This window comes from Bacillus sp. GW823-FHT06A10, from assembly GCF_058795375.1.
The window spans coordinates 151252-173305 of record NZ_JBXAHT010000003.1; the positions used below are offsets into that span (position 1 = coordinate 151252).

A 22054-nucleotide genomic window follows, 5' to 3' on the forward strand; every position below is an offset into this window, starting at 1 on the left:
CGAACTTTCCATTTCTCCTCCAAAGTCTTCAATCGGATAGGAAAGATCATAAAACCTCTTATTTCAAAGGCATTTTCCATTCTAACATAAATCACAACTCATATCCGCACTTTTCTTAAAAAAATACATTTTATTATGAAACATTCATGAATGTTCGTCTTTTTCATTATAAAGCGAAACTTTAATGAGCAGGAGTTTCACTTCACACAAATAGCTGAACCAACAAAAAATGAGCATCAAGTTTCACTTGATGCTCACCTCATTATACTGCTTTTTCTTTATCAGCTACCGCTGGCTTATCCCAACACTCTGTATTGTTCAAACCTGGAATAGACTCCGCATAAAAGACTGGATCTTTCCCTTGTTTCTTTTGCTTAATATAATCTGATAACGCTGCGAAAGCGTACTTTGAAAGGAATACAATTGCTACTAAGTTAATAACAGCCATAATACCCATGAATAAATCTGCTAAATCCCAAACGATTTGAATTGTCGCTACAGATCCTAGCATAACCATACCAAGTACAGCAATACGGTATGCATTTAATAGCACTTTACTTCCATTTAAGAATTCAATATTTGTTTCACCATAGTAGTAGTTACCTACTAATGAACTGAATGCAAACAAGAAGATTGCAACTGCTACAAATATAGAAGCCCATGGACCGATATGTTGACTTAACGCCTGCTGCGTTAATTGAATTCCATTTAAATCAGCTGCATTATGCACGTCTGATAAAAGAATGATAAATGCTGTACAACTACAAATTAATAATGTATCTGTAAATACCCCTAAAGTTTGAATGAAACCTTGTTTAACTGGGTGCGTTACGTTTGCAGTCGCTGCTGCGTTTGGCGCACTACCCATACCTGCTTCATTTGAGAATAATCCACGTTTTACCCCTAATAAAATCGCAGCTCCTAATCCTCCGCCTACTACTTCTTTAATTCCGAAAGCATGTAAGAAAATTTCTTTAAATACATATGGAATTGCCGTAATGTTTGTTACAACAACGAATAAAGCCACTGCTACATAAATAATTGCCATTACTGGAACAATCATTTCAACCGCGCGAGCAATTCGTTTTACCCCACCGAAAATAATAACTGCAAGTAAACCAGCCATAACAAGACCTACCAATCTGCTATCTGTTTTAAATGCACCATCAAAAGCAGCTGCTACAGTATTAGACTGTACAGCGTTAAAAATCAATCCGAAACTTACTGTTATTAGAACAGAGAACACAACACCTAACCAGCGTTTCTTTAAACCCTTTTCCATATAATACGCTGGGCCCCCACGGAATGCATTCCCATCTTTTACTTTATAAATTTGCGCTAATGTGCTCTCTACAAATGCAGAAGCACCCCCAATTACCGCAATTAACCACATCCAAAATACTGCTCCTGGACCACCTGCTGAGATCGCAATAGCTACACCAGCTAAGTTACCAGTACCTACACGAGAAGCTGTACTCATACAAAACGCTTGGAATGATGATACGCCGCTCTTCTCTTTTTGCGCTTTCCTCGTTTTCGAGCTTGCTCCATCCCCAAGCAAACGAATCATTTCACCGAAGTAACGAACTTGGACAAATTTCACACGAAATGAAAAATAGAGCCCTAACCCAATTAACATCGCAATAATGACATATGACCAAAGGATATTATTTACATCCCCAATTACCCTAGCTAAAAAATCCATATTTGTATTGCCCCCTCTTCCTAACAATAAGAAAATTATATTCTAAAAACTTTAAGTAATCAAGAACTTTATGTAAGGTTTTATGACATGAGTATGTTAATTATCTTAACATACGTGTTTTTTTTCATAAAAATATAGCTATTACATGCATTTATCCAATACTCAATCACTTATCCTCTTCGACCAGTCATACTTTTAAAGCAGTACGTTCCCCATAATAACGAGAGAAACAAACAAAAAAGTTATATTAATAATTACCCCTCACCCTTTTCATTATTTACTACAACAAAAAAGGCGAGCATCGAATTTGCCTCGATGCTCACCTTTTCAATTACACTGCTTTTTCTTTATCTGTTACCGCTGACTTATCCCAACACTCTGTATTCGTTAAACCAGGAATAGAATCTGCACTGAAGACTGGATCTTTCCCTTGTTTCTTTTGCCTTACATAGTCTGCTAATGCTGCATACGCAAATCGGCCAAGAAGTGTAATTGCAATTAAGTTCGTGATTACCATTAGACCCATAAATAAGTCTGCCATATTCCATACAACTTGAAGCGTCGCAACAGAACCGAATAATACCATTCCAACTACCGCAATACGGTAAATTGTTAACCACGTTTTGCTTTGCTTAATAAATTCAATATTTGTTTCACCATAATAGTAGTTTCCTAGAAGTGAACTAAATGCAAATAAGAAAATAATAATCGCTAAGAAACTGCTCGCCCATGGGCCAATTTGTGAACTTAATGCATTTTGTGTTAATTCAATACCTTCTAAATTTGTTGCTTTATATGCACCAGAACATAGTACGATAAACGCTGTTGATGTACATACTAAGAATGTATCTACTAATACTCCAATTGTTTGAATAAAACCTTGTTTCGCTGGATGCGTTACATCAGCTGTTGCTGCCGCGTTCGGCGCACTACCCATACCTGCTTCGTTCGCAAATAATCCGCGCTGAATACCATATTTCATCGCAGCACCGATACCGCCACCTACAGCTGAATCTAAACCGAATGCACCTTTAAAGATTTCCGTAAACACATCTGGTATTAAATAGAAGTTTTTAATGACAACAAAAATAGCTACTGCAATATAAATAAGCGCCATTGGCGGAACAATCATTTCCGACATACGTGCAATACTTTTTACACCACCAAAAATAATAACCCCAACTAATGCAGCTAATACAATACCAACAATATAACGCTCTAAGCCAAATGCATTTTCAAACGCTAATGTTACTGTATTTGCTTGTACTGAGTTGAAAATTAAACCGTAACTAATTGTAATCAGAATAGAGAACCAAATCCCCATCCAACGTTTATTTAAACCTTTTTCCATATAATAAGCAGGACCACCGCGGAAGCCACTGCCATCTTTTATTTTATAAATTTGCGCAAGCGTACTTTCTACGAAACTTGAAGACGCACCGATAATCGCAATAACCCACATCCAAAATACAGCTCCAGGTCCTCCCATAGAAATAGCTAACGCTACACCAGCTAAGTTCCCGATACCAATACGAGCTGCAGAACTCATACAAAATGCTTGGAACGATGATACGCTGCCCTTTTTACGTGTCTTGCCAGTTAGTCCATCACTCATTAAACGAATCATTTCCCCTAAATGAGTAAGTTGTACGAATTTTAATTTAATAGAAAAATAAAGCCCTAAACCAATTAACATTGCAATAAGAATATATGACCAAAGAATTGTATTCGTTGATGAAATAAATTGCTCTAAAATATTCATACAATTAACCCCCTCCTTTTCTCCATAAAACGAATTATATTTAAAAAACATTCAAAAATCAACATTTTTCGACAATTTGCAATTTCCAAATATTAGCCAGGTTCACAGTAACAATATCTTTATGACTGACTACCCTCCCTCTAACTGTGCATACTAAAACAAAAAATAAATTCACAAACAACCCTATTGACAAAAATACCAACCTGTAACTATAATGATTACATCAGGTTGTAACAAACCTAATTACAACAAATTCATTTACTTTCAGATATACACTTTAACAAAACACTTTGGAGGGATTTATTATGAAAATCGGAATTATCGGAGCAACTGGTAAAGCAGGAAGTCGTATTTTAAAAGAAGCATTGGATCGCGGACATGAAGTAACTGCAATCGTAAGAAACGCTGCAAAAATTACAGAAGACAATGTAAAAGTTTTAGAGAAAGATGTATTCTCTCTTACATCTAACGACTTGCAGGCATTTGACGTAGTTGTAAATGCATTCGGTGCTCCAGCAGGCGAAGAACACCTTCACGTAGATGCAGGAAACGTACTTATTGAAGCTGTGAAAGGTGCACCAAACACAAAATTACTTGTAGTTGGCGGAGCAGGAAGCTTATTTGTAGACGAAGAAAAAACAACACGTGTATTTGATACACCAGGTTTCCCGGGCGAATACCTTGCAACAGCTCAAAACCAAGGTAAAAACTTAGAAATCTTGCAACAAACAAATGATATCACTTGGACATTCATCAGCCCTTCTGCACTATTCGCATTAGGAAAACGCACTGGTTCTTACAAAGCTGGCAAAGACAATCTTCTTGTTAACTCAAAAGGTGATAGCTACGTAAGTTACGAAGACTTCGCAGTTGCAGCACTTGATGAAATCGAAAACCCAAAACACGTAAACGAACGCTTCACAGTAGTTTCTGAAGCTGAATAATAAAAAAAGCTCGTAAAACATTATGTTTTACGAGCTTTTTCTTATTATTGCACTTGCTCTAATCCATTTTGAGTAATCTTAAAGGATATTTCTTGCCCCTTCATCGCATCCTCTTTTTTAACTAACTCATTCTTTTTGTACCAATTCAAACGACTCGGTTCCGCATGATATACTTTCAACACATCTCCATACTCAAATGCCGTTCCATTTAATTGCCCAGCAAAATTCTTTGAAGTCTCTTGTCCTTCTGCCGTTACATGCTTTTTCTCATTTCCATTTTGATCATAAATCGTAAGGCCTATATACTGCTCATTTACAAAGCGATAATGAATCTCCTCATTTGTAAATGTTGCATGTAATTTCTTTTCAGCGTGGTTTAACGTAACAATTGAACGTGTTACATTCGAAACACCTTGATATACTATGCTATCTCCATATGTAACTTCCACAGATACTTCTGTCACTTTCTTATTCCCAAAGCTATCTTTCGTTTCTACTTTTGCTTTTTGTTCACCAATTTTTGTTGTATCCAGTTTTTCTACAAAACCAATTACTTCTCCATCTTTTACTTGAACAAAGTTTTTTGCATCTAATTTATCAGCGTTTGTTCCGATTACTACTTTTTGTGGGACTGCTGTTACTTCTTGTTGCGCTTCCATTCTCTCGAAACCTTTTTCCGTTAATTTAAAGTACAACTCTTGTTTCCCTTTACCGTTACTTACAAACTCATTTTTTTGATACCACTTCAATCGATCTGATTCTGCATGATATACCTTAATAACATCACCATATCCGAAGTCTACACCATTTAACTGTTCTGCAAAGTTTTTCGAACTCTCTTGCCCCTCTGCCGAAATAACTTTCTTTTCATTTCCATTTTGATCGTATAGCGTGATTCCCATATATTTTTCATTCTCAAAACGATAATGAACTTTAGCATCCGTAAATGTTGCCTGTAGCTTTTTCGTATTATGATCCGCAGTTACGATAGAACGCGTATTATTACCATCACCTTGGAAGACTAAGCTATCGCCATAGATTACTTCCAATGGCACTTCCGTCACTTTCTTATTTCCAAAACGATCTTTCGTTTCTACTTTCACTTTTTGTTCACCGATTTTTGTTGTATCCGGTTTTTCTACAAATCCAACTACTTCTCCATCCTTCACTTGAACAAAGTTTTTTACATCTAATTTTTCAACGTCTGTTCCGATTACTACTTTTTGTGGGACTGCTGTTACTTCTTGTTGCGCTTCCATTCTTTCGAAACCATGCTCTGTTATTTTGAAATATAACTTTTGTTCTGCTTCCCCTTTTCCCTTACCTACAAACTCGTTATTTTGATACCAGTTTAATCGTTCTGATTCTGCATGGTACACTTCCACAACATCACCATATGCAAAGTCTATACCATTTAACTGTTCTGCAAAGTTTTTCGAACTCTCTTGCCCTTCTACCGAAATAACTTTCTTTTCATTTCCATTTTGATCATATAGCGTGATTCCCATATACTTTTCATTCTCAAAACGATAATGAACTTTAGAATCCGTAAATGTTGTCTGTAGCTTTTTCGTATTATGATTCACAGTTACGATAGAACGTATCGCATCACCATTGCCCTGGAAGACTATACTATTTTCGTAGCCAACATTCACCAAAACTGGAATTAAATTTTTATTCCCTTTTTCATCTATAATTTCTACTTTTACAGTTTTTTCTCCAATTCCAGGTTTATCTTGTATAATTACACCTGTTACTTTTACACTTTCTCCTAAATTTTGTACAAGTTCGTTTGCTTTTTTCTCATCATATGTAGTACCAACTGCTATATTTTGTATTTTTGTATCATTTGGCTCACCATATGGAACTTCATATAGCTCAGTTTGTTTTTCTCGAATTGGATTACTATCTATCGATAACCATATTTCTTTTTCTAATTTAGGTAAATTTAATCCCTCTATTTTCTCTCTTGTATCATCATTTGGAGTTAATCCCCATTTTTCAAAGAAAGAAATTAAATTTTGTCCAGCTGCTTTGGACGTCATATAAATAAACATCTGCTTTTTCTCTTCATCAGATTGAGGCATTTCTACATCATGTAACATACGGTACATTTGGTGCAGTTTCGGATAGAATTGATCTCCATAAGCTAAATGCAGCTGCCAAAACATAACTAATTTCTCGAATACCCCCATTTTCTCTTGCGCATCCGGTTTACCTAAATATGCAAATGCATCTTCATAACGCCCTTCTTTTTCTAATCTCGTTTTATGCCCAAATGTAGTTTGAACCGCTAAAGAATAAATATTAACAGTTACCTCTCCAAGCTCATTCCATAACCAAGGATCCTGCTGATGTTGATGACCTAATTCATGCCAAGGGCCCCATCCATTAGCATTTAATTCTTCTACATCTAATACTGGTTTTAAACTCCCTTTTGAATAGGCTGTTCTATACTCCATAGCGTACATATGAGTTTTTGTATACCAATCTTCCACGAAATGAATATAATGTTTGCCCCTATTCGTAGCGCCTACACCATCTTTTGATAAACCTGATATTCTACTTTCTATATTAATGATTTCATCATGTTTCTTTAGTAACTCAGTTGGATCTGCTTGCTTCAAATGTTCCTTCACAGTTTCAGAGTGCATAGTCAATAAACTATTTTCCCCCTTCATCTCTATTGCATAAGGGTTAGGATTCTCTGCCAACATACGCTTCCAATCTTCTGTCGTATGTTTCCCTAAAATAAATAAAGGATTTGTACTTCCACCTTTCTCCACTTTAGCAGTTATTTCACCTGAATTATTGTAATTATAAAAGTACAATAACCCACCCTTTGGAGAAGAAATTTTGTTCTCACCAGGATTTAAATTAAATTCGATAGGTCCTCCTAATACATTTTCATTTTCATAAGAATATGTACCAATATAAGCTTTAATTTGCTGATTGCCACCTACTTGAATAACTATTTCTTCACCTGGTTTTGCATAAATACCTGTTGGTTCATATGGAGAAAAACTAAATTGACGTTTATGCAAGTCACGTATCTCTTTCACGTCACCTTTTGGCAACAATTGATACACTCGCTCTTCTTGCTGTTTCTCCATATTTGCAAGTGACATCTCTGCATACACCCTAGGCACTTCAAGACCATATGGTGTTAATAACGTAGCTAAACAAACACCAGCTACTAATACCCTACTCTTTTTCTTCTTTGACATAATCTGTGTCCTCTATTCTTTTTTTAGACAAACCATCCTACATATATCCATTTAATTAAAAATCCTATTATCTTTATAAAAACATTTAATGTACAGACTAAGATTTCTCGCACCTATATCTATTACTACCGCATCCCTTTCCACATATTCACTTTCTTACATTGTAAAGCTTTTATGTATTGTATCCTCCTCACTTCTCTACTTGTGACGAGTTCTCTTTCTACATAAAAAAAGAATAGTAATAGATATTTTTCAGTCTTGTCATCTATACATCTAAAAGCATGAGCGACAATAAAATCTTACATTTCCTTCATATATGACCATCTATAGGTAGTTTTTTCAACTGAATTTTACATGCTTTCTACTTTGTTTAATAGGCTTTTCAATACGAATAATATTACAATTTTGTGAATAAAATTCATTAATTGTAACGTTTGAATTTCATTATATTAACGGTATTGCAAAATAACGAACTACCTTCTTACTTACTCTTTAACGAATCCCATATAATAAAAAGCCCATAAAACAAAATGTTTTACGAGCCTTTCTATTACATAAGGTTTAAATACCTTTTTTAAACTGTCTTTTCCTGTATTCCTTCTGTTCTTTCAAAACCTTTTTCCGTAATTTTAAAGAACACATCATTCACACCATATGTTGTATCATTTAATGTATTGTTTTTATATACTTTAAAGCGATCAAACTCTGCTTGATACACTTTTACTACATCACCATACTCAAATGACATTCCATTAAATTGTTCCGCAAATGCTTTCGTATTTTCCGTTCCTTCTAATACCATTTGCTTCTTCTCTTTTCCAACCTTATCAAATACAGTTAATCCCATATACTTTTCACCTTTAAAGTGGGTATGAACTGGACCTTCTGAACCTACTGTACTTAACTTTTTATCTTCATGATTTAATGTGATAATCGATTTAATATTCGTTCCACCATGCCATGTACCGAAGAACATAATGCTATCACCATAAATCACTTCTACTGGTACTTCTGTCACTTTCTTATTACCAAAGCGATTTTTCGTTTCCACTTTCACCTTTTGTTCACCGATTTTTGTTGTATCCGGTTTTTCTACAAAACCAACTACGTCTCCGTCTTTCACTTGAACAAAGTCTTTTGCATTTAATTTTTCAACATCTGTTCCAATTACTACTTTTTGTGGCACTTCTGTGACTTCTTGTTGAGCTTCCATTCTCTCAAAGCCTTGTTCTGTCACTTTAAATAACACTTCATGAACACCATACTGCGTATCTACGAGTTCATTCTTTTTATACACTTTAAATCTATCAAACTCTTTTTGATACACTTTTACTATATCGCCGTATTCAAAGACCATTCCATTAAATTGTTCCGCAAATCCTTTTGTATTTTCAGATGCTTTTACTGATAAAGCTTTCTTCTCTTTTCCATCTTTATCATATACTGTCATCGCCATATACTTCTCATCTGCAAATGAAGTATGCATTGCATCTTCTGAATCTGTTGTGCTAAATTTCTTTTCTTCATGATTTAATGTAACAATCGATTTAATATTGGTTCCGCTATGCCATGTACCAAAGAACATAATGCTATCTCCGTATATTATTTCTAGTGGCACTTCTGTTACTTTTTTATTATCAAAGCGATCTTTCGTTTCCACTTTTACCTTTTGTTCACCGATTTTTTTTGTATCCGGTTTTTCTACAAAACCAACTATTTCTCCATCTTTCACTTGAACAAAGTTTTTCGCTTCTAATTTTTCAACATCTGTTCCGATTACCACTTTTTGTGGTACTGCTGTGACTTCTTGTAAACCATCGATTAATTCATATCCTTGCGGGGTAATTTTAAATAATTTTTCCGTTTTGTTTTTAGCTTCCCCTTGGTCTACACGTTTATTGTCATCATACCATTCCAAATATTTAGGCTGTATATGGTATACCTTAACCATGTCTCCATACTCAAATGACATTCCATCTAACTCTTTCACAAAATTCTTTAATCCTTCATGTCCCTCCGCAGAAACACTCTTCTTTTCATTTCCGTTTGCATCGTAGATTGTAACACTTATATATTTTTGATCTCGATAATTATGATTCAATATATTCCTTACTAATGCCGTATTAAATTTCTTATCCTCATGACGTAACGTTAACACAGCGTTGGTATTCCAAGGTGTTTTGAATGCCATACTATCACCGTACAAAACGTTAACCGGTACAGGAATTGCATTTACATTACCTTCTCCATCCACAATTTCTACATTTACAATTTGTTTTCCATTTTCTTGTTTAGGCCAAATTATCTTACCTGTTACTTTTACATTTTCACCTAAGTTTTGCACAAGTTCACTCGCCTTTTTCTCATCAAACTCTGTACCTACTAAAATATTTGGTACTTTATTAACTGGCTCGCCATAAGGAACTTTGTATGCTTCAACTTGTTTTTCACGAATTGGATTACTATCTCTCGATAACCATATTTCATTTTTCGGTTCAGGTAATTGTAGTTTATTTACTTTTTCTACCGTATCCGCCTCTGCATGTAATCCCCATTTCGCAAAGTAAGAAATTAAATTTTGTCCTGATGCTTTTGAAGCCATATAGATAAACATTTGTTTTTTCTCTCTATCTGAAATAACTCCATCAATATCTAACATAGGGAACTCTGTATCTGATAGTACTCTATACATTTGATGAAGCCTTGGATAAAACTGATCTCCATAAATTAACTGTAACTGCCAGAACATAATAACTGGATCGGATTTATCAAAATCTTTTTTCTCATCTGGTTGATTCAAATATGCAAAAGCTTTCTCATATCGTCCATCTACTTCCATCCGTGATTTATTTCCAAGGGCCGTTTGCACAGCTAGACTATAAATGTTGACTGTAGTTTCTCCCATCCCCGTCCACTGCCAAGGTGCTTGTTGATGTAAGTGACCGACTTCATGCCACGGTCCCCATCCATTCTTTGTAAGTTTTTCTGTATCCAACACCTTATCCATCACATCTGGGACATAACCAGTATGATAATCCTTAGCAAACATGTGATCCCCTTTTGCTGGGACTCTTTTTTCGACAAACTGTACATAATGGCTCGTAGACTTCGCTACTCCCATACCATCCTCAGATAAACCAGCTACCGAGTTTTCCATTCTAATAATCTTATCGTGCAATTTCATTAACTCTACTGGGTCTGTATCTCCCATATAATTTTTCACAGCATCATAACTCGCAGTAACTAAACTTCTCTCTCCCTTTAATTCTACTGCGTAAGGATCTTTGTACTTTTCCAGCATTTCATCCCAATCTTTTTTCGTATGTTTTCCTAATATAAATAAAGGGAAATGACTCCCACCTTTTTCAACTTTTGCAGTTACCTCGCCACTATCATTTAAATTATAAAAATACAAAATCCCACCATTAGGGGACTTAATTACATTTTTACCTGTTTTCAAATCAAATTCTTTAAAACCTTCTACATCATAAGAGCTCGTTCCGATAAAAGCTTTAATAGACTCTTTCCCTTGTATTTCAATCGTAATTTCTTCATTAGGTTTTGCATAAATTCCAGTTGGTTCATTAGCAGATAAATTCCATTTCTGCTTTAAGCTCTCTCTCTCTTCTTCCACCTTACCTTTCCCCGGCAACTGAAATACCCTTTGCTCAAACTTATTCTCTTGAACATCTTCTAATTTTCCACCTTTAACCTCTTCCAAAGGCGCCGCATACCCTTTCGATGCTTCGAAAGCTACTGGCGATAATAATGTAGATATACATATACCAGCTACTAATACCCTACTCTTTTTTTGCTTTGACATAATCTGTGTCCCCTGTCCTTTTTTTAGGCAAACCACTCTATATATTCATCTAATCAAAAATCCTATTATTTTTATAAAAACATTTAATGAATAGACTAACGCCTCTCGTACCCATATCAATTACTACCGCATTACTCTCCCTGTATTCGCTTTATTGCATTGTAAAATTTTTATGTATTATTCTCCTCTTCACTTATGAAAAGTTCTCTTCTTACATAAAAAGAGACTAGTAAAAGATATTTTTCGGTCTTGTCATCTATACATCTTAAAATAAAAAATAATATAATCTTACATTTTCTTCATATATGACCATCTATAGGTAGTTTTTCCAACTGAATTTTACATGCTTTTTCCTACATTTGATAGGCTTCAACTGAGAATAATATTACAATTTTGTGAATAAAAACCTGTCATCTTAACGTTACGATTAATTGTTTTTTAATATTATTTTAAAATAAAAACCTGTCAAAAAGACGCTACTCTTTTTGACAGGTTTTTATTAGTTCAGTATACGTTTCATTATAAATCCTTTTCCATTTATCCATTCACCTTCAATTTCACCAGTTAAATGAAATTCAATTGATTCATATAATTTTTGGGCAAGTCTATTCTCTGGATGTATACTTAAATATATAACTTTTCGATCATATTCTTTTTGTAAGTATTCTATTAGCAAATGTAATAATGGTTTTGCGTAACCTTTACCTTGGCAATTACTATCAATCATAAATTGATTTAAATATACAGCCTTCTCTTTTTCTTCAAACCAACCGTACATCGCATATCCGATTGGCGTGTCACCATCATAAAACCCTAATGAAGCAGCATCACCTTTATATTTCGTATCAACATCGACTAAACATTCTGCAACTGTACTTTCAATAAATTCAAGCTGTTCTCTGGTTACTTTCAAATTAGCAATTTCATTTCGATTTTCATTCGTTATTTTATAAATATGAAGAGCCATAATTCTCTCTCTTTCTAATTTCTCATTTTCATTATACTTTACAGTGGTGTAATGAAGCCAAAATAAACTAATTCTAACTCTTTTCGCGGCAAAAGTTCAAACGAATGAAAAAGCACTGGCATACGCCAATGCTTTTTCATTATCTCTTTTGATTCGGTTTATGCGGTTCATTTGGAGTATATGGCTTATTTGGTTTATTTGGAGCCTCAGCCTTTTTCCAACTTACCGCTAACTCTGGACTTGTTTTTTCTTCACTACGCTCAAGTAATACTACTGCATTTTGAATAGTCGGTGTACCTTTATGCGCAATTCCTTGTAGTTTCGTTAAATTTCCTGATACTTTAAAGCTAAATCCACCAGCTGGCGTTTGTTTCGGAATTAAAATGCGGAACTTCTCTCCTACATTAAATTCTGTTTTTGTTTCGCCTTTTTCATTTGCAAATTTCACGCCCGCTGGTGCACCTGTTGCTTGCACTTTATACGTTCCGCTTTTTGCATTTGTTTCTACTGTATATAAACCTGTTTCAAAGAAATCATTTTTTAATACTGCTTCTTGTTCTTCTGTAGGAGTTACACTCATCGTAATTTCTTGTAACTCTTCACTAGCGTTTGCTTTTGCAACGATGTCTTTCGTTACTTTCTCTACATTTTTATTGCGGAAATCTAAATCATTAACATCAATTTGTTTTAACGCATTCCATACTGCAAGCTGCGTTGCGTAATGCGCCTCTCTCCAATCAGATACTCCTAATTCTTGTGGGCTCTTTTGTGGATATCCATTCAACAGTACACGGTACACATTAATATCCACTTTACCCATTTCTGGTAAATCTTGACCACTCGGAGATTTTAAATCTACATTTAAGCAAAATGCAATTTTTCCATCTGCCGTTTTAATAAGTTCTGTTCGAATTGGTTTCTTCTTTGACTTACTATAACTCCAATTCATTTCATACTTTGTATGATCCATAACTTCTGCGAATGCTTTTTGAAGTGGGAATAATACAAATAAGACACTTAAAAACATAGCTAAAAGTTTGAACGATTGCTTTATATTCATGTTTACAGCCCCTTAATAACAAACTTAATACTAAGTAGTATTTAATTAGAAAATATTTTTATGCAAAAAAAAGAGCGCATAAAAGCACTCTTTTTTCTTTCTTACTTTAATCTTAGAAATCGAAGTTATCAGGATCTGGACCAACGCGGTGATTTTGGTTTAACGCATCGATTTTTTCCATGTCTTCTTTTGTTAATTCAAAGTTAAATACATCAGCATTTGCAATAATGCGGTGTTCTTTCGTTGATTTTGGAATTGTAATTACTCCGTTTTGAAGATCCCAACGTAAAATCACTTGTGCTGTTGTTTTACCGTGTTTCTCAGCAATTTCTTGTAATGTTTCATTATCTAATAATTGACCTTGCATAAGTGGTGACCATGCTTCCATTTGAATACCTTGTTCTTTACAGAAAGCTTGTAATTCTTTTTGTGTTAAACGAGGGTGATATTCTACTTGGTTAATCATTGGCTTAATTTCTGCATCTTTCATTACATCTTGTAAGTGATGAATTTGGAAGTTACTTACGCCAATTGCACGTACGCGATCTTCTTTATAAAGTGTTTCTAGCGCTCTCCACGTATCTTTATATTTTCCTTCTACAGGCCAGTGAACAAGGTATAGGTCTAAATAATCTAATTCTAATTTCTTTAAACTCTCTTCGTATGCAGCAATTGTTTCTTCATATCCTTGATCTGCGTTCCATACTTTTGAAGTGATAAATAATTCTTCTCTTGAAATACCAGTCGCTTCAATACCTGCACGGATTCCTTCACCTACAGCTTTTTCATTTCCGTAAATTGCAGCTGTATCGATGCTACGGTATCCTGCTTTAATCGCTGATTTTACAGCTTCTACAAGTTCTGGTCCTTCTTCTACTTTAAATACACCTAAACCGAACCAAGGCATTTCTACACCATTATTTAATACTGTTTTACTTTGTAAGTTTTTCATTTTATTTTCTCTCCTTTTATTTTACTTGATCTCTTTTTTCTAATGTCATGCTCCATGCTGTTAAAATCACGGCACCTACTACCATAAGACCGCCTACCCAAGCAGTATGGATTAATCCTAACGAATTCGTTACAAGGCCACCTATATAAGAACCTAAAGCGATTCCTCCGTTAAATGCGGCAATATTAATTGCTGAAGCAACATCAACCGCACTTGGAACAAAGCGCTCTGCCAATATAACTACATATACTTGTAGCCCTGGAACATTCATAAATGCGAATAGTCCCATGAAAATAATTGTGATTAATCCAGCTACTTTAAATGGCGCTGTAAATGTTAAAACAAATAATATGATCGCTTGAATAAAGAACATGTAAAATAGCGCTCGAATCGGATTATGATTCGATAATTTCCCGCCAACCATATTCCCTATCGCAATGGCGATTCCATACACTAATAAAATGATAGTAACGGTACTTGCTTCAAATCCTGTTACTTCTTGTAATAGGGGTGATAAATACGTAAATGTTACGAATGTACCACCGTATCCAAGTGCAGTAATAATGAAAACAAGTAATAGTCTTCCATTTTTAATTAATTTAAATTGATCACGAAACGATACAGGTACACCATTTTTTAAATTAGATGGGACGAGTATACTGTTTGCGATGAAAGCAATAATTCCAATTACGACAATCGCCATAAATGACGCTCTCCAGCCAAACTCTTGACCGATAAATGTTCCAATTGGCACACCAGTAATAGTCGCAACTGTTAATCCAGTAAACATAATCGCAATTGCGCTAGCACGTTTATTCTCTGGTACGATTGCAGCTGCAATTGTAGATCCAATTGACATAAACACACCATGTGCAAACGCAGATACAATTCTTGCGATAATTAATACAGTGAAGCTTGTTGCTACCGCCGCAATGCCATTACCAATAATGAAAATAACCATAATCCACATTAATAATGTCTTTCGCGACATACTAGCCGTTAACGCTGTTAAAACAGGAGCTCCTACCGCCGCTCCTAACGCATATAAGGAAACCGTTAAACCGGCTGTTGTAACCGAAACATTTAAATCTTTTGAAATAGATGGTAGTAAGCCGACACTAATAAACTCGGTCGTACCAATCCCAAACGCACTAATCGCTAGCGCTAATAAAGCAAACATACTTCTTCGGCTCGTCTGAGCTTCCGAAGATGGTACTGTATATGAACTCAATTGAATTCCTCCTTATTACAAGAAATCCAATCATAATAGTATGATAAAAAGGCCCTTTTATCTTCTAAAAAATATATTTCATACTTACAAATGCTATTATGAATGGTTTCATCCCTTTTTTGAAGAACGCACTTTAAAGTACGATAGGTACCAAAAAGTAACATAGTCACTTTTTGGTACCGTACTACTCATTTGCCTCTTACATGTGCTATTATGAAACATATTTAACATAATAAAAAGTACGTACTTTAAAGTGCTATAGGTACTAAAAAGTAACATTTGTATTATTAAACTTACTTTACTCAAAAAGGGAGGGGTTCATATGAAGAAATACAATATTCCTGTAGAGGCGACTTTAGAAGTTATCGGCGGCAAATGGAAAGTTGTTATTCTTTGTCACTTAACGAAAGGTACAAAGAGAACGAGTGAATTAAAACGCTCAATGCCTGGTATTACACAAAAAATGTTAACGCAGCAATTACGTGAATTAGAAGACGACGGGGTCATTCAAAGAAAAGTATACAACCAAGTCCCACCGAAAGTAGAATATTCTCTTACCGACTACGGTTGGTCTTTAGAATCCATTCTTGACTCTCTTTGTTCTTGGGGCGAATGCCATCTTGAAAAAGAAGGTAACACATCGATGCTAATTGCAGAAGGTGAATAATAGGAAAAAGGAAAAAACGAACATGAATTTGTTCGTTTTTTCCTTTTTTTCTATATATATATGTACATTTCTAACTGAAACAAAATATTTTATACGCTTTCATACCTTGTCAGCACTACGTTATACACTCAATATCAAATAATTAGGAATCATTTTTATGTTAACATAGGTGTATATAGTATATAATATAGGATATATATTATATACACTTTCCGGTAACGGAGCTTTTCCATTATGCGGACAAGCCATATATCGGACAGTTCATAAATAATAAGTAAGACGTTATGGTTTTAGATTTATGTTTGCAGCTTACTTGCTGTCATAAATTTAAAGGCATTTTATTGTGTTTTGTGAAACTTTGCATAAAGTTTCGTAAACGTTTACTATCTTACTTATAAAAAATAAGAGTATTGCTATCGTAAAGGAGAATTGGAGATGCCAGAAACTATGACTCAAACAAAGCCAGAACAAGAAACTGTACAAATTTCTGCTAGCCAAGGACAACTTGATGTACTTGATCAGTTGTTAAAACCTGAGGTACAAGAATCATTAACAACACTAGTAGAACAGCTTCCAAAATTAACTGAGCTTGTTAACATTTTAACTAAGTCTTATGACTTCGCTCAAACTGTTGCTACTGATGAAGTATTAAAAAGCGACACTGTTGGTGCAATTACAGAGCTTGTAGAACCTGTAAAAGATACAGTGAAAAGCATGGCTGCAACTGCAATCGAAGCGAAAGATCGTGCTGACGAAAGCAACGAAGTTATCGGCCTATTCGGTCTGTTAAAATTACTAAAAGATCCACAAGCACAAAAAATGTTCCGCTTTGTGAACGCATATCTTCAAATTAGTGCAGAACGTAACAATAAATAATTTAACTTATAACAACAATTAGTAAAGACGGGGGATATCATACTATGTCAAAACAAATTGTCATCTTAGGCGCTGGTTATGGCGGTCTTCTTGCCGCTTTAAACGTACGTAAATATTACAGCAAATCAGAAGCACAAGTTACAGTGATTAACCAATACCCAACACACCAAATCATCACTGAATTACACCGCCTAGCAGCTGGTAACGTGTCTGAGCAAGCAATTGCAATGCCACTTACAAAGCTTTTCAAAGGTAAAGATATCGATCTTAAAATTGCAACAGTTGAGTCATTCTCAGTTGATAGCAAAGAAATCAAACTAGCTGGTGGCACTACTTTATCTTACGATGCACTTGTAGTTGCTTTAGGAAGTAAAACTGCTTACTTCGGTATTCCAGGACTAGAAGAAAACAGCATGGTATTAAAATCTGCTGCTGATGCAAACAAAATCTACAAACACGTTGAAGACCGTATTCGTGAATACGCGAAAACGAAAAACGAAGCTGATGCTACAATCGTAATCGGTGGTGGCGGATTAACTGGCGTTGAGCTAGTTGGTGAGCTTGCTGACATTATGCCTAAACTTGCAAAAAGCCACGGCGTAAATCCAAAAGAAGTTAAACTTCTTCTTGTTGAAGCAGGTCCAAAGATCCTTCCAGTATTACCAGACCACTTAATCGAACGTGCAACTACTAGCCTAGAAGCACGCGGCGTTACATTCTTAACTGGTCTTCCTGTAACAAACGTTGCTGGCAATGAAATCGACTTAAAAGACGGTCAAAAACTTGTTGCTAACACATTCGTTTGGACAGGCGGCGTACAAGGTAACCCATTAATCGGTGAATCAGGTCTTGAAGTTAACCGTGGACGTGCAACAGTTGATGCATACCTACAATCTACTTCTCACAAAGACGTATTCGTTGCTGGAGACAGCGCTGTTGTCTTCGCTCCAGACGGTCGTCCATACCCACCAACTGCACAAATCGCTTGGCAAATGGGTGAGTTAATTGGATACAACTTATACGCAGCACTAGAAGGCAAAGCATTCGAAGAGTTCGCACCTGTAAACTCTGGAACACTTGCTAGTCTAGGACGTAAAGATGCGGTTGCTACAATTGGAGCAAGCAATACTCCACTTAAAGGCTTACCAGCATCATTAATGAAAGAAGCAAGTAACGTTCGTTACTTATCACACATTAAAGGTCTATTCAGCTTAGCTTACTAATCTGAATATAAGCCCGAATCATGCCCAGCATGGTTCGGGCTATTTTTATCCGTAATTTTCTCTAACTTATTTATTCGGCAGAAGAATAATATAACCCTTTTAATTATCTAAATTTACTGATTATTTTATGTCCAAATTGTGTATACGAAAAGATGGAAGTATTCTTCCTACTCCCATCCTTTCACACAAACTATTCGCCTAACTTCACAAGGCTGTAGTTCTTCTTCCCTTTACGAATAATAATAAATCTTCCATCAAATGAATTTTCTACAGTAACATCCGTACCCACATCTGTTACTTTCTCACCATTCATAGAAATCGCACCATTATTAATGTCTTCGCGTGCTTGGCGTCTAGATGGTTCAATTCCTAAATCGACTAGCCACTCTACGATGTTTTTCGTCTCTTTTGAAGACTGGAACGTTGGCATTTCTTTAAAGCCTTGTTCAATTTCATCAGCTGTTAACGATTTAATATCCCCGCTAAATAACGCTGCTGTAATCTTCTCAGCTTGTAATAATGCCTCTTCTCCATGAACGAATTTCGTCATTTCTTCCGCTAACACTTTTTGCGCTTCACGTTTATGAGGTTCCGCTTCTACCTTCGCTGCTAATTCATCAATACGCTCTTTCGTTAAGAACGTAAAGTATTTCAAGTATTTAATTACGTCACGGTCATCTGTATTTACCCAGAACTGGTAAAATTCAAACGGTGTCGTTTTTTCGGGATCAAGCCAAACCGCACCACCTGCTGATTTACCAAACTTCGTACCGTCCGATTTTAATAATAACGGAATCGTTAATCCGAATACTTTCGCCTCATGACCTTCTAACTTACGAATTAAATCTAAACCACTCGTAATATTTCCCCATTGGTCACTACCACCAATTTGAAGTTGAACATCCTCTTTCGTGTATAAATGATGGAAATCCATTGCTTGCAAAATTTGGTATGTGAATTCTGTGAAAGAAATACCTGTATCTAAACGGCTTGCTACAATATCCTTCGCTAACATGCTATTGATGCTAAAGTTTTTCCCGTAATCACGTAAAAACTCAATAATATTTATTTCATGTGTCCAATCATAGTTATTTACCATCTTCACTTCGCTATTTCCGCCAAAATCAAATAGCTTTTTCATTTGCGCTGTTAACGCATCTACATTATGCTGAACCACTTCTAACGTTTGAAGTTGACGCTCCGATTGTCGTCCACTCGGATCACCAATTGTTCCTGTTGCCCCGCCAATTAAAATAACAGGATGATGGCCAGCTAATTGGAATCTCTTCATCATCATAAACGGAATCAAATGTCCGATATGCATACTATCACCAGTCGGATCAACTCCGCAGTATAGTGAAATCTTTTTCTCTTCTACTAGCTTACGTAAGCCTTCTTCGTCAGTCTGCTGATTAACGGCGCCACGCCATTCTAATTCATCAATAATATTCATTTTTTGTCATCCCCTTTATTTTTTAAAAACAAAAAAGCCCCTATGTCTACGATAGACATAGGGACGATTATTCACCGTGTTACCACCCAGTTTGCATAAATAGCATAGCTACTCATACCACTCTTAGCAATAATATCGATTGCTAGTCCGCTTAGCATTACCTAAGATACTCCAGAGTGTAATTCGCAAGTTTGTTTGTGCTAGGTTCCAGCAACCCCTAGCTCTCTCGTTAACAGTGACAAACTGCTACTGGGCTCTTTCAACGTATGTTATTTGTTAAATTATTAGCATTATATTGAATTGAAAACAAATTGTCAACAATACCCAAATATTATTTTAAAATAATTCATATCTTCATACGTATTTCGTTATTCCTTATCTTCTCCAATAATCCTTACTTCTCGCTCTAACTTCACGCCAAATTTCTCTTCAACTGTCTTTTGTACGAAGTGAATTAAATCGATGTAATCTTGTGCTGTTCCGTTATCAACATTCACCATAAATCCAGCATGTTTTAAAGAAACTTCTACTCCACCAATTCGCTTACCTTGTAGTCCTGAGTCTTGAATCAACTTACCAGCAAAGTTATTTGGTGGACGCTTAAATACGCTACCACAAGAAGGGTATTCTAGAGGCTGTTTTGACTCACGCTTAAACGTTAAATCATCCATTTTTGCTTTAATTTCTTCACGTACACCTTCTTCAAGTTCAAATCTCGCTTCAAGAATAATGTAATGGTTGTTCGCAAATACACTCTTACGATATCCAAATTCAAATGCTTCTTTCGTCAAAGTACGTAGCTCTCCATCACCTGTCATTACGACAGCTTCTGTTAATACAAACGATACTTCACCGCCATATGCACCAGCATTCATATATAATGCTCCGCCAACTGAACCTGGAATACCACAAGCAAACTCAAGACCCGTTAAGTTATGGTCTAAAGCAATACGTGATACATCAATAATTGCTGCGCCACACTGTGCTACAATCGTCGTTCCTGTTACAGTAACACCTGTAATATGAATTAAACTTACTGTAATCCCGCGAATTCCACCATCTTTAATAATGACATTCGATCCATTTCCTAAAAACGTAACTGGAATATTATATTCGTTCGCATATTTGATAACTTCTTGAATTTCATCATAATTTGTAGGCGCAACGAAAACATCTGCTTTTCCGCCAACTTTAATATGCGTATGATTCTTTAACATTTCATCTTGTTTAACATGTCCTTCAGGCAATACCGTACTTAAATATTTATAAACCTCTTGCATATTCATTTTACGATTCCTCTATTTCTATATTCATTTTATCCCGTTATACGGGCCCATAATATCCCCACGTACATGAAAGAACCTAAAGTGGTGGATACAGTGTACCCAAAATCAATTCGAGACACCTATAAACCTCTTAATTTATAAGAGGTGCCACTCATATTAAAATATATATTGCATAATAAAGCAACCCAAATGGACTACTAAACTTGACATGTCATCAGAAAGACAACAATTTGTAAAATATGTGACTTTTTCAAAACACTATCCCTCAGTATCTTACTATACCATACAAAAAGAAAGTGGTATTTTTTTGTACTTTTTACTTTATTTACATCAATGAAAAAAGAGCACATTCCACAGAATGTGCTCTTTCTATACTCATTAAATTATTTTTCGTTCTCTTCTTTTTCCTTATCAAACCATAATAGCTCATCGTCATCCACTTCACCATTATAATTGATTAAAATTTCTTCTCCCGCTTTTATATCCTTATACGCGAAGAAGTTAAAAGTATGATTCTCGAAGACAATTTCATACGTTGCATTCGGATTATATGCATGATTAAATAACATGCCGTATCCTAACAGGAATGCCGTATGATTTACCCCATACTCAAATGCGTAGTCAGCAAGTAACGTTTTTTCAATGTGTTCATGCTGTTCATTCGGATAAGAGATAACTGGTGCTGAGTGAATCAACTCACCCTTTTTAATATCACGAGTTGCAAATACACCTCTATTAAATTCTCCATCACTAAGTTCAGAAGTCTTAACTTCAATCATATTCGTCACCTATATAATTCTTTCTTTGAAGTATTTTATCCCGCTATTTGCGAGGTTCAACTAATAATCAGTAGGTATTAGTCTCACTTTATCTCCTTA

At 35.4% G+C, this 22054-nt stretch carries 15 protein-coding genes and 1 other annotated feature; of the genes, 4 read left to right on the forward strand and 11 right to left on the reverse strand.

From position 1 onward, the window contains the following. Positions 1 to 262 precede the first annotated feature (262 nt). Positions 263 to 1705: an alanine/glycine:cation symporter family protein gene (locus AC1Q8M_RS21630; RefSeq protein WP_000346409.1), complete on the reverse strand. Its 1443-nt coding sequence runs from the start codon at positions 1703 to 1705 to the stop codon at positions 263 to 265. 331 nt (positions 1706 to 2036) lie between these two features. After that, positions 2037 to 3467 (reverse strand): alanine/glycine:cation symporter family protein, encoded by a 1431-nt coding sequence (locus tag AC1Q8M_RS21635; protein ID WP_016123726.1) that lies wholly within the window; start codon positions 3465 to 3467, stop codon positions 2037 to 2039. Positions 3468 to 3772: 305 nt separating this feature from the next. Here AC1Q8M_RS21635 and AC1Q8M_RS21640 point away from each other — a divergent pair, with 305 nt between their 5' ends. Then, the gene (locus AC1Q8M_RS21640) at positions 3773 to 4411 is read left to right on the forward strand and encodes an NAD(P)-dependent oxidoreductase (protein WP_090978085.1); all 639 of its coding nucleotides are present in this window, start codon (positions 3773 to 3775) and stop codon (positions 4409 to 4411) included. Positions 4412 to 4455: 44 nt separating this feature from the next. Here AC1Q8M_RS21640 and AC1Q8M_RS21645 read toward each other — a convergent pair whose 3' ends face one another. The 6 genes from AC1Q8M_RS21645 to AC1Q8M_RS21670 all read right to left on the reverse strand — a co-directional run bounded on the left by AC1Q8M_RS21645 (position 4456) and on the right by AC1Q8M_RS21670 (position 15620). Then, positions 4456 to 7638 (reverse strand): putative mucin/carbohydrate-binding domain-containing protein, encoded by a 3183-nt coding sequence (locus tag AC1Q8M_RS21645; protein WP_098365878.1) that lies wholly within the window; start codon positions 7636 to 7638, stop codon positions 4456 to 4458. A 574-nt stretch (positions 7639 to 8212) separates the two neighbouring features. Continuing rightward, positions 8213 to 11461: a M60 family metallopeptidase gene (locus AC1Q8M_RS21650; RefSeq protein WP_492334193.1), complete on the reverse strand. Its 3249-nt coding sequence runs from the start codon at positions 11459 to 11461 to the stop codon at positions 8213 to 8215. Between the two features lie 499 nt (positions 11462 to 11960). Then, entirely contained in the window at positions 11961 to 12428 is a 468-nt protein-coding gene (locus tag AC1Q8M_RS21655) for a GNAT family N-acetyltransferase (protein ID WP_097912958.1), read from the reverse strand. Positions 12429 to 12567: 139 nt separating this feature from the next. Beyond that, on the reverse strand, positions 12568 to 13488 hold the full coding sequence (locus AC1Q8M_RS21660) for a thioester domain-containing protein (RefSeq protein WP_001022532.1): 921 nt from the start codon (positions 13486 to 13488) through the stop codon (positions 12568 to 12570). A 112-nt stretch (positions 13489 to 13600) separates the two neighbouring features. Beyond that, positions 13601 to 14440: an aldo/keto reductase gene (locus AC1Q8M_RS21665; protein ID WP_065229531.1), complete on the reverse strand. Its 840-nt coding sequence runs from the start codon at positions 14438 to 14440 to the stop codon at positions 13601 to 13603. Positions 14441 to 14456: 16 nt separating this feature from the next. Further along, positions 14457 to 15620, reverse strand: a complete 1164-nt coding sequence (locus tag AC1Q8M_RS21670; RefSeq protein WP_168410432.1) for an MFS transporter — start codon at positions 15618 to 15620, stop codon at positions 14457 to 14459. Between the two features lie 373 nt (positions 15621 to 15993). Between AC1Q8M_RS21670 and AC1Q8M_RS21675 the strand changes: the two genes are divergently transcribed. The 3 genes from AC1Q8M_RS21675 (at position 15994) to AC1Q8M_RS21685 (ending at position 18437) form a co-directional block, all read left to right on the forward strand. After that, on the forward strand, positions 15994 to 16338 hold the full coding sequence (locus tag AC1Q8M_RS21675; protein ID WP_000760481.1) for a winged helix-turn-helix transcriptional regulator: 345 nt from the start codon (positions 15994 to 15996) through the stop codon (positions 16336 to 16338). 435 nt (positions 16339 to 16773) lie between these two features. Next, entirely contained in the window at positions 16774 to 17214 is a 441-nt protein-coding gene (locus AC1Q8M_RS21680) for a DUF1641 domain-containing protein (protein ID WP_001115309.1), read from the forward strand. 44 nt (positions 17215 to 17258) lie between these two features. After that, positions 17259 to 18437, forward strand: a complete 1179-nt coding sequence (locus tag AC1Q8M_RS21685) for an NAD(P)/FAD-dependent oxidoreductase (RefSeq protein WP_000043198.1) — start codon at positions 17259 to 17261, stop codon at positions 18435 to 18437. Between the two features lie 190 nt (positions 18438 to 18627). Here the strand turns inward: AC1Q8M_RS21685 and tyrS are convergent, their stop codons facing one another. The 3 genes from tyrS to AC1Q8M_RS21700 all read right to left on the reverse strand — a co-directional run bounded on the left by tyrS (position 18628) and on the right by AC1Q8M_RS21700 (position 21955). Further along, complete coding sequence (gene tyrS, locus AC1Q8M_RS21690) at positions 18628 to 19890, reverse strand: tyrosine--tRNA ligase (protein ID WP_016513209.1); 1263 nt, start codon at positions 19888 to 19890, stop codon at positions 18628 to 18630. 56 nt (positions 19891 to 19946) lie between these two features. Continuing rightward, positions 19947 to 20162, reverse strand: a binding site (T-box leader). A 96-nt stretch (positions 20163 to 20258) separates the two neighbouring features. Then, a complete protein-coding gene (murB, locus tag AC1Q8M_RS21695; protein WP_001057106.1) occupies positions 20259 to 21176 on the reverse strand; it encodes a UDP-N-acetylmuramate dehydrogenase in 918 nt (305 codons plus the stop codon). A gap of 383 nt (positions 21177 to 21559) precedes the next feature. Continuing rightward, entirely contained in the window at positions 21560 to 21955 is a 396-nt protein-coding gene (locus tag AC1Q8M_RS21700; protein ID WP_000573651.1) for an SET domain-containing protein, read from the reverse strand. Positions 21956 to 22054: the final 99 nt, after the last annotated feature.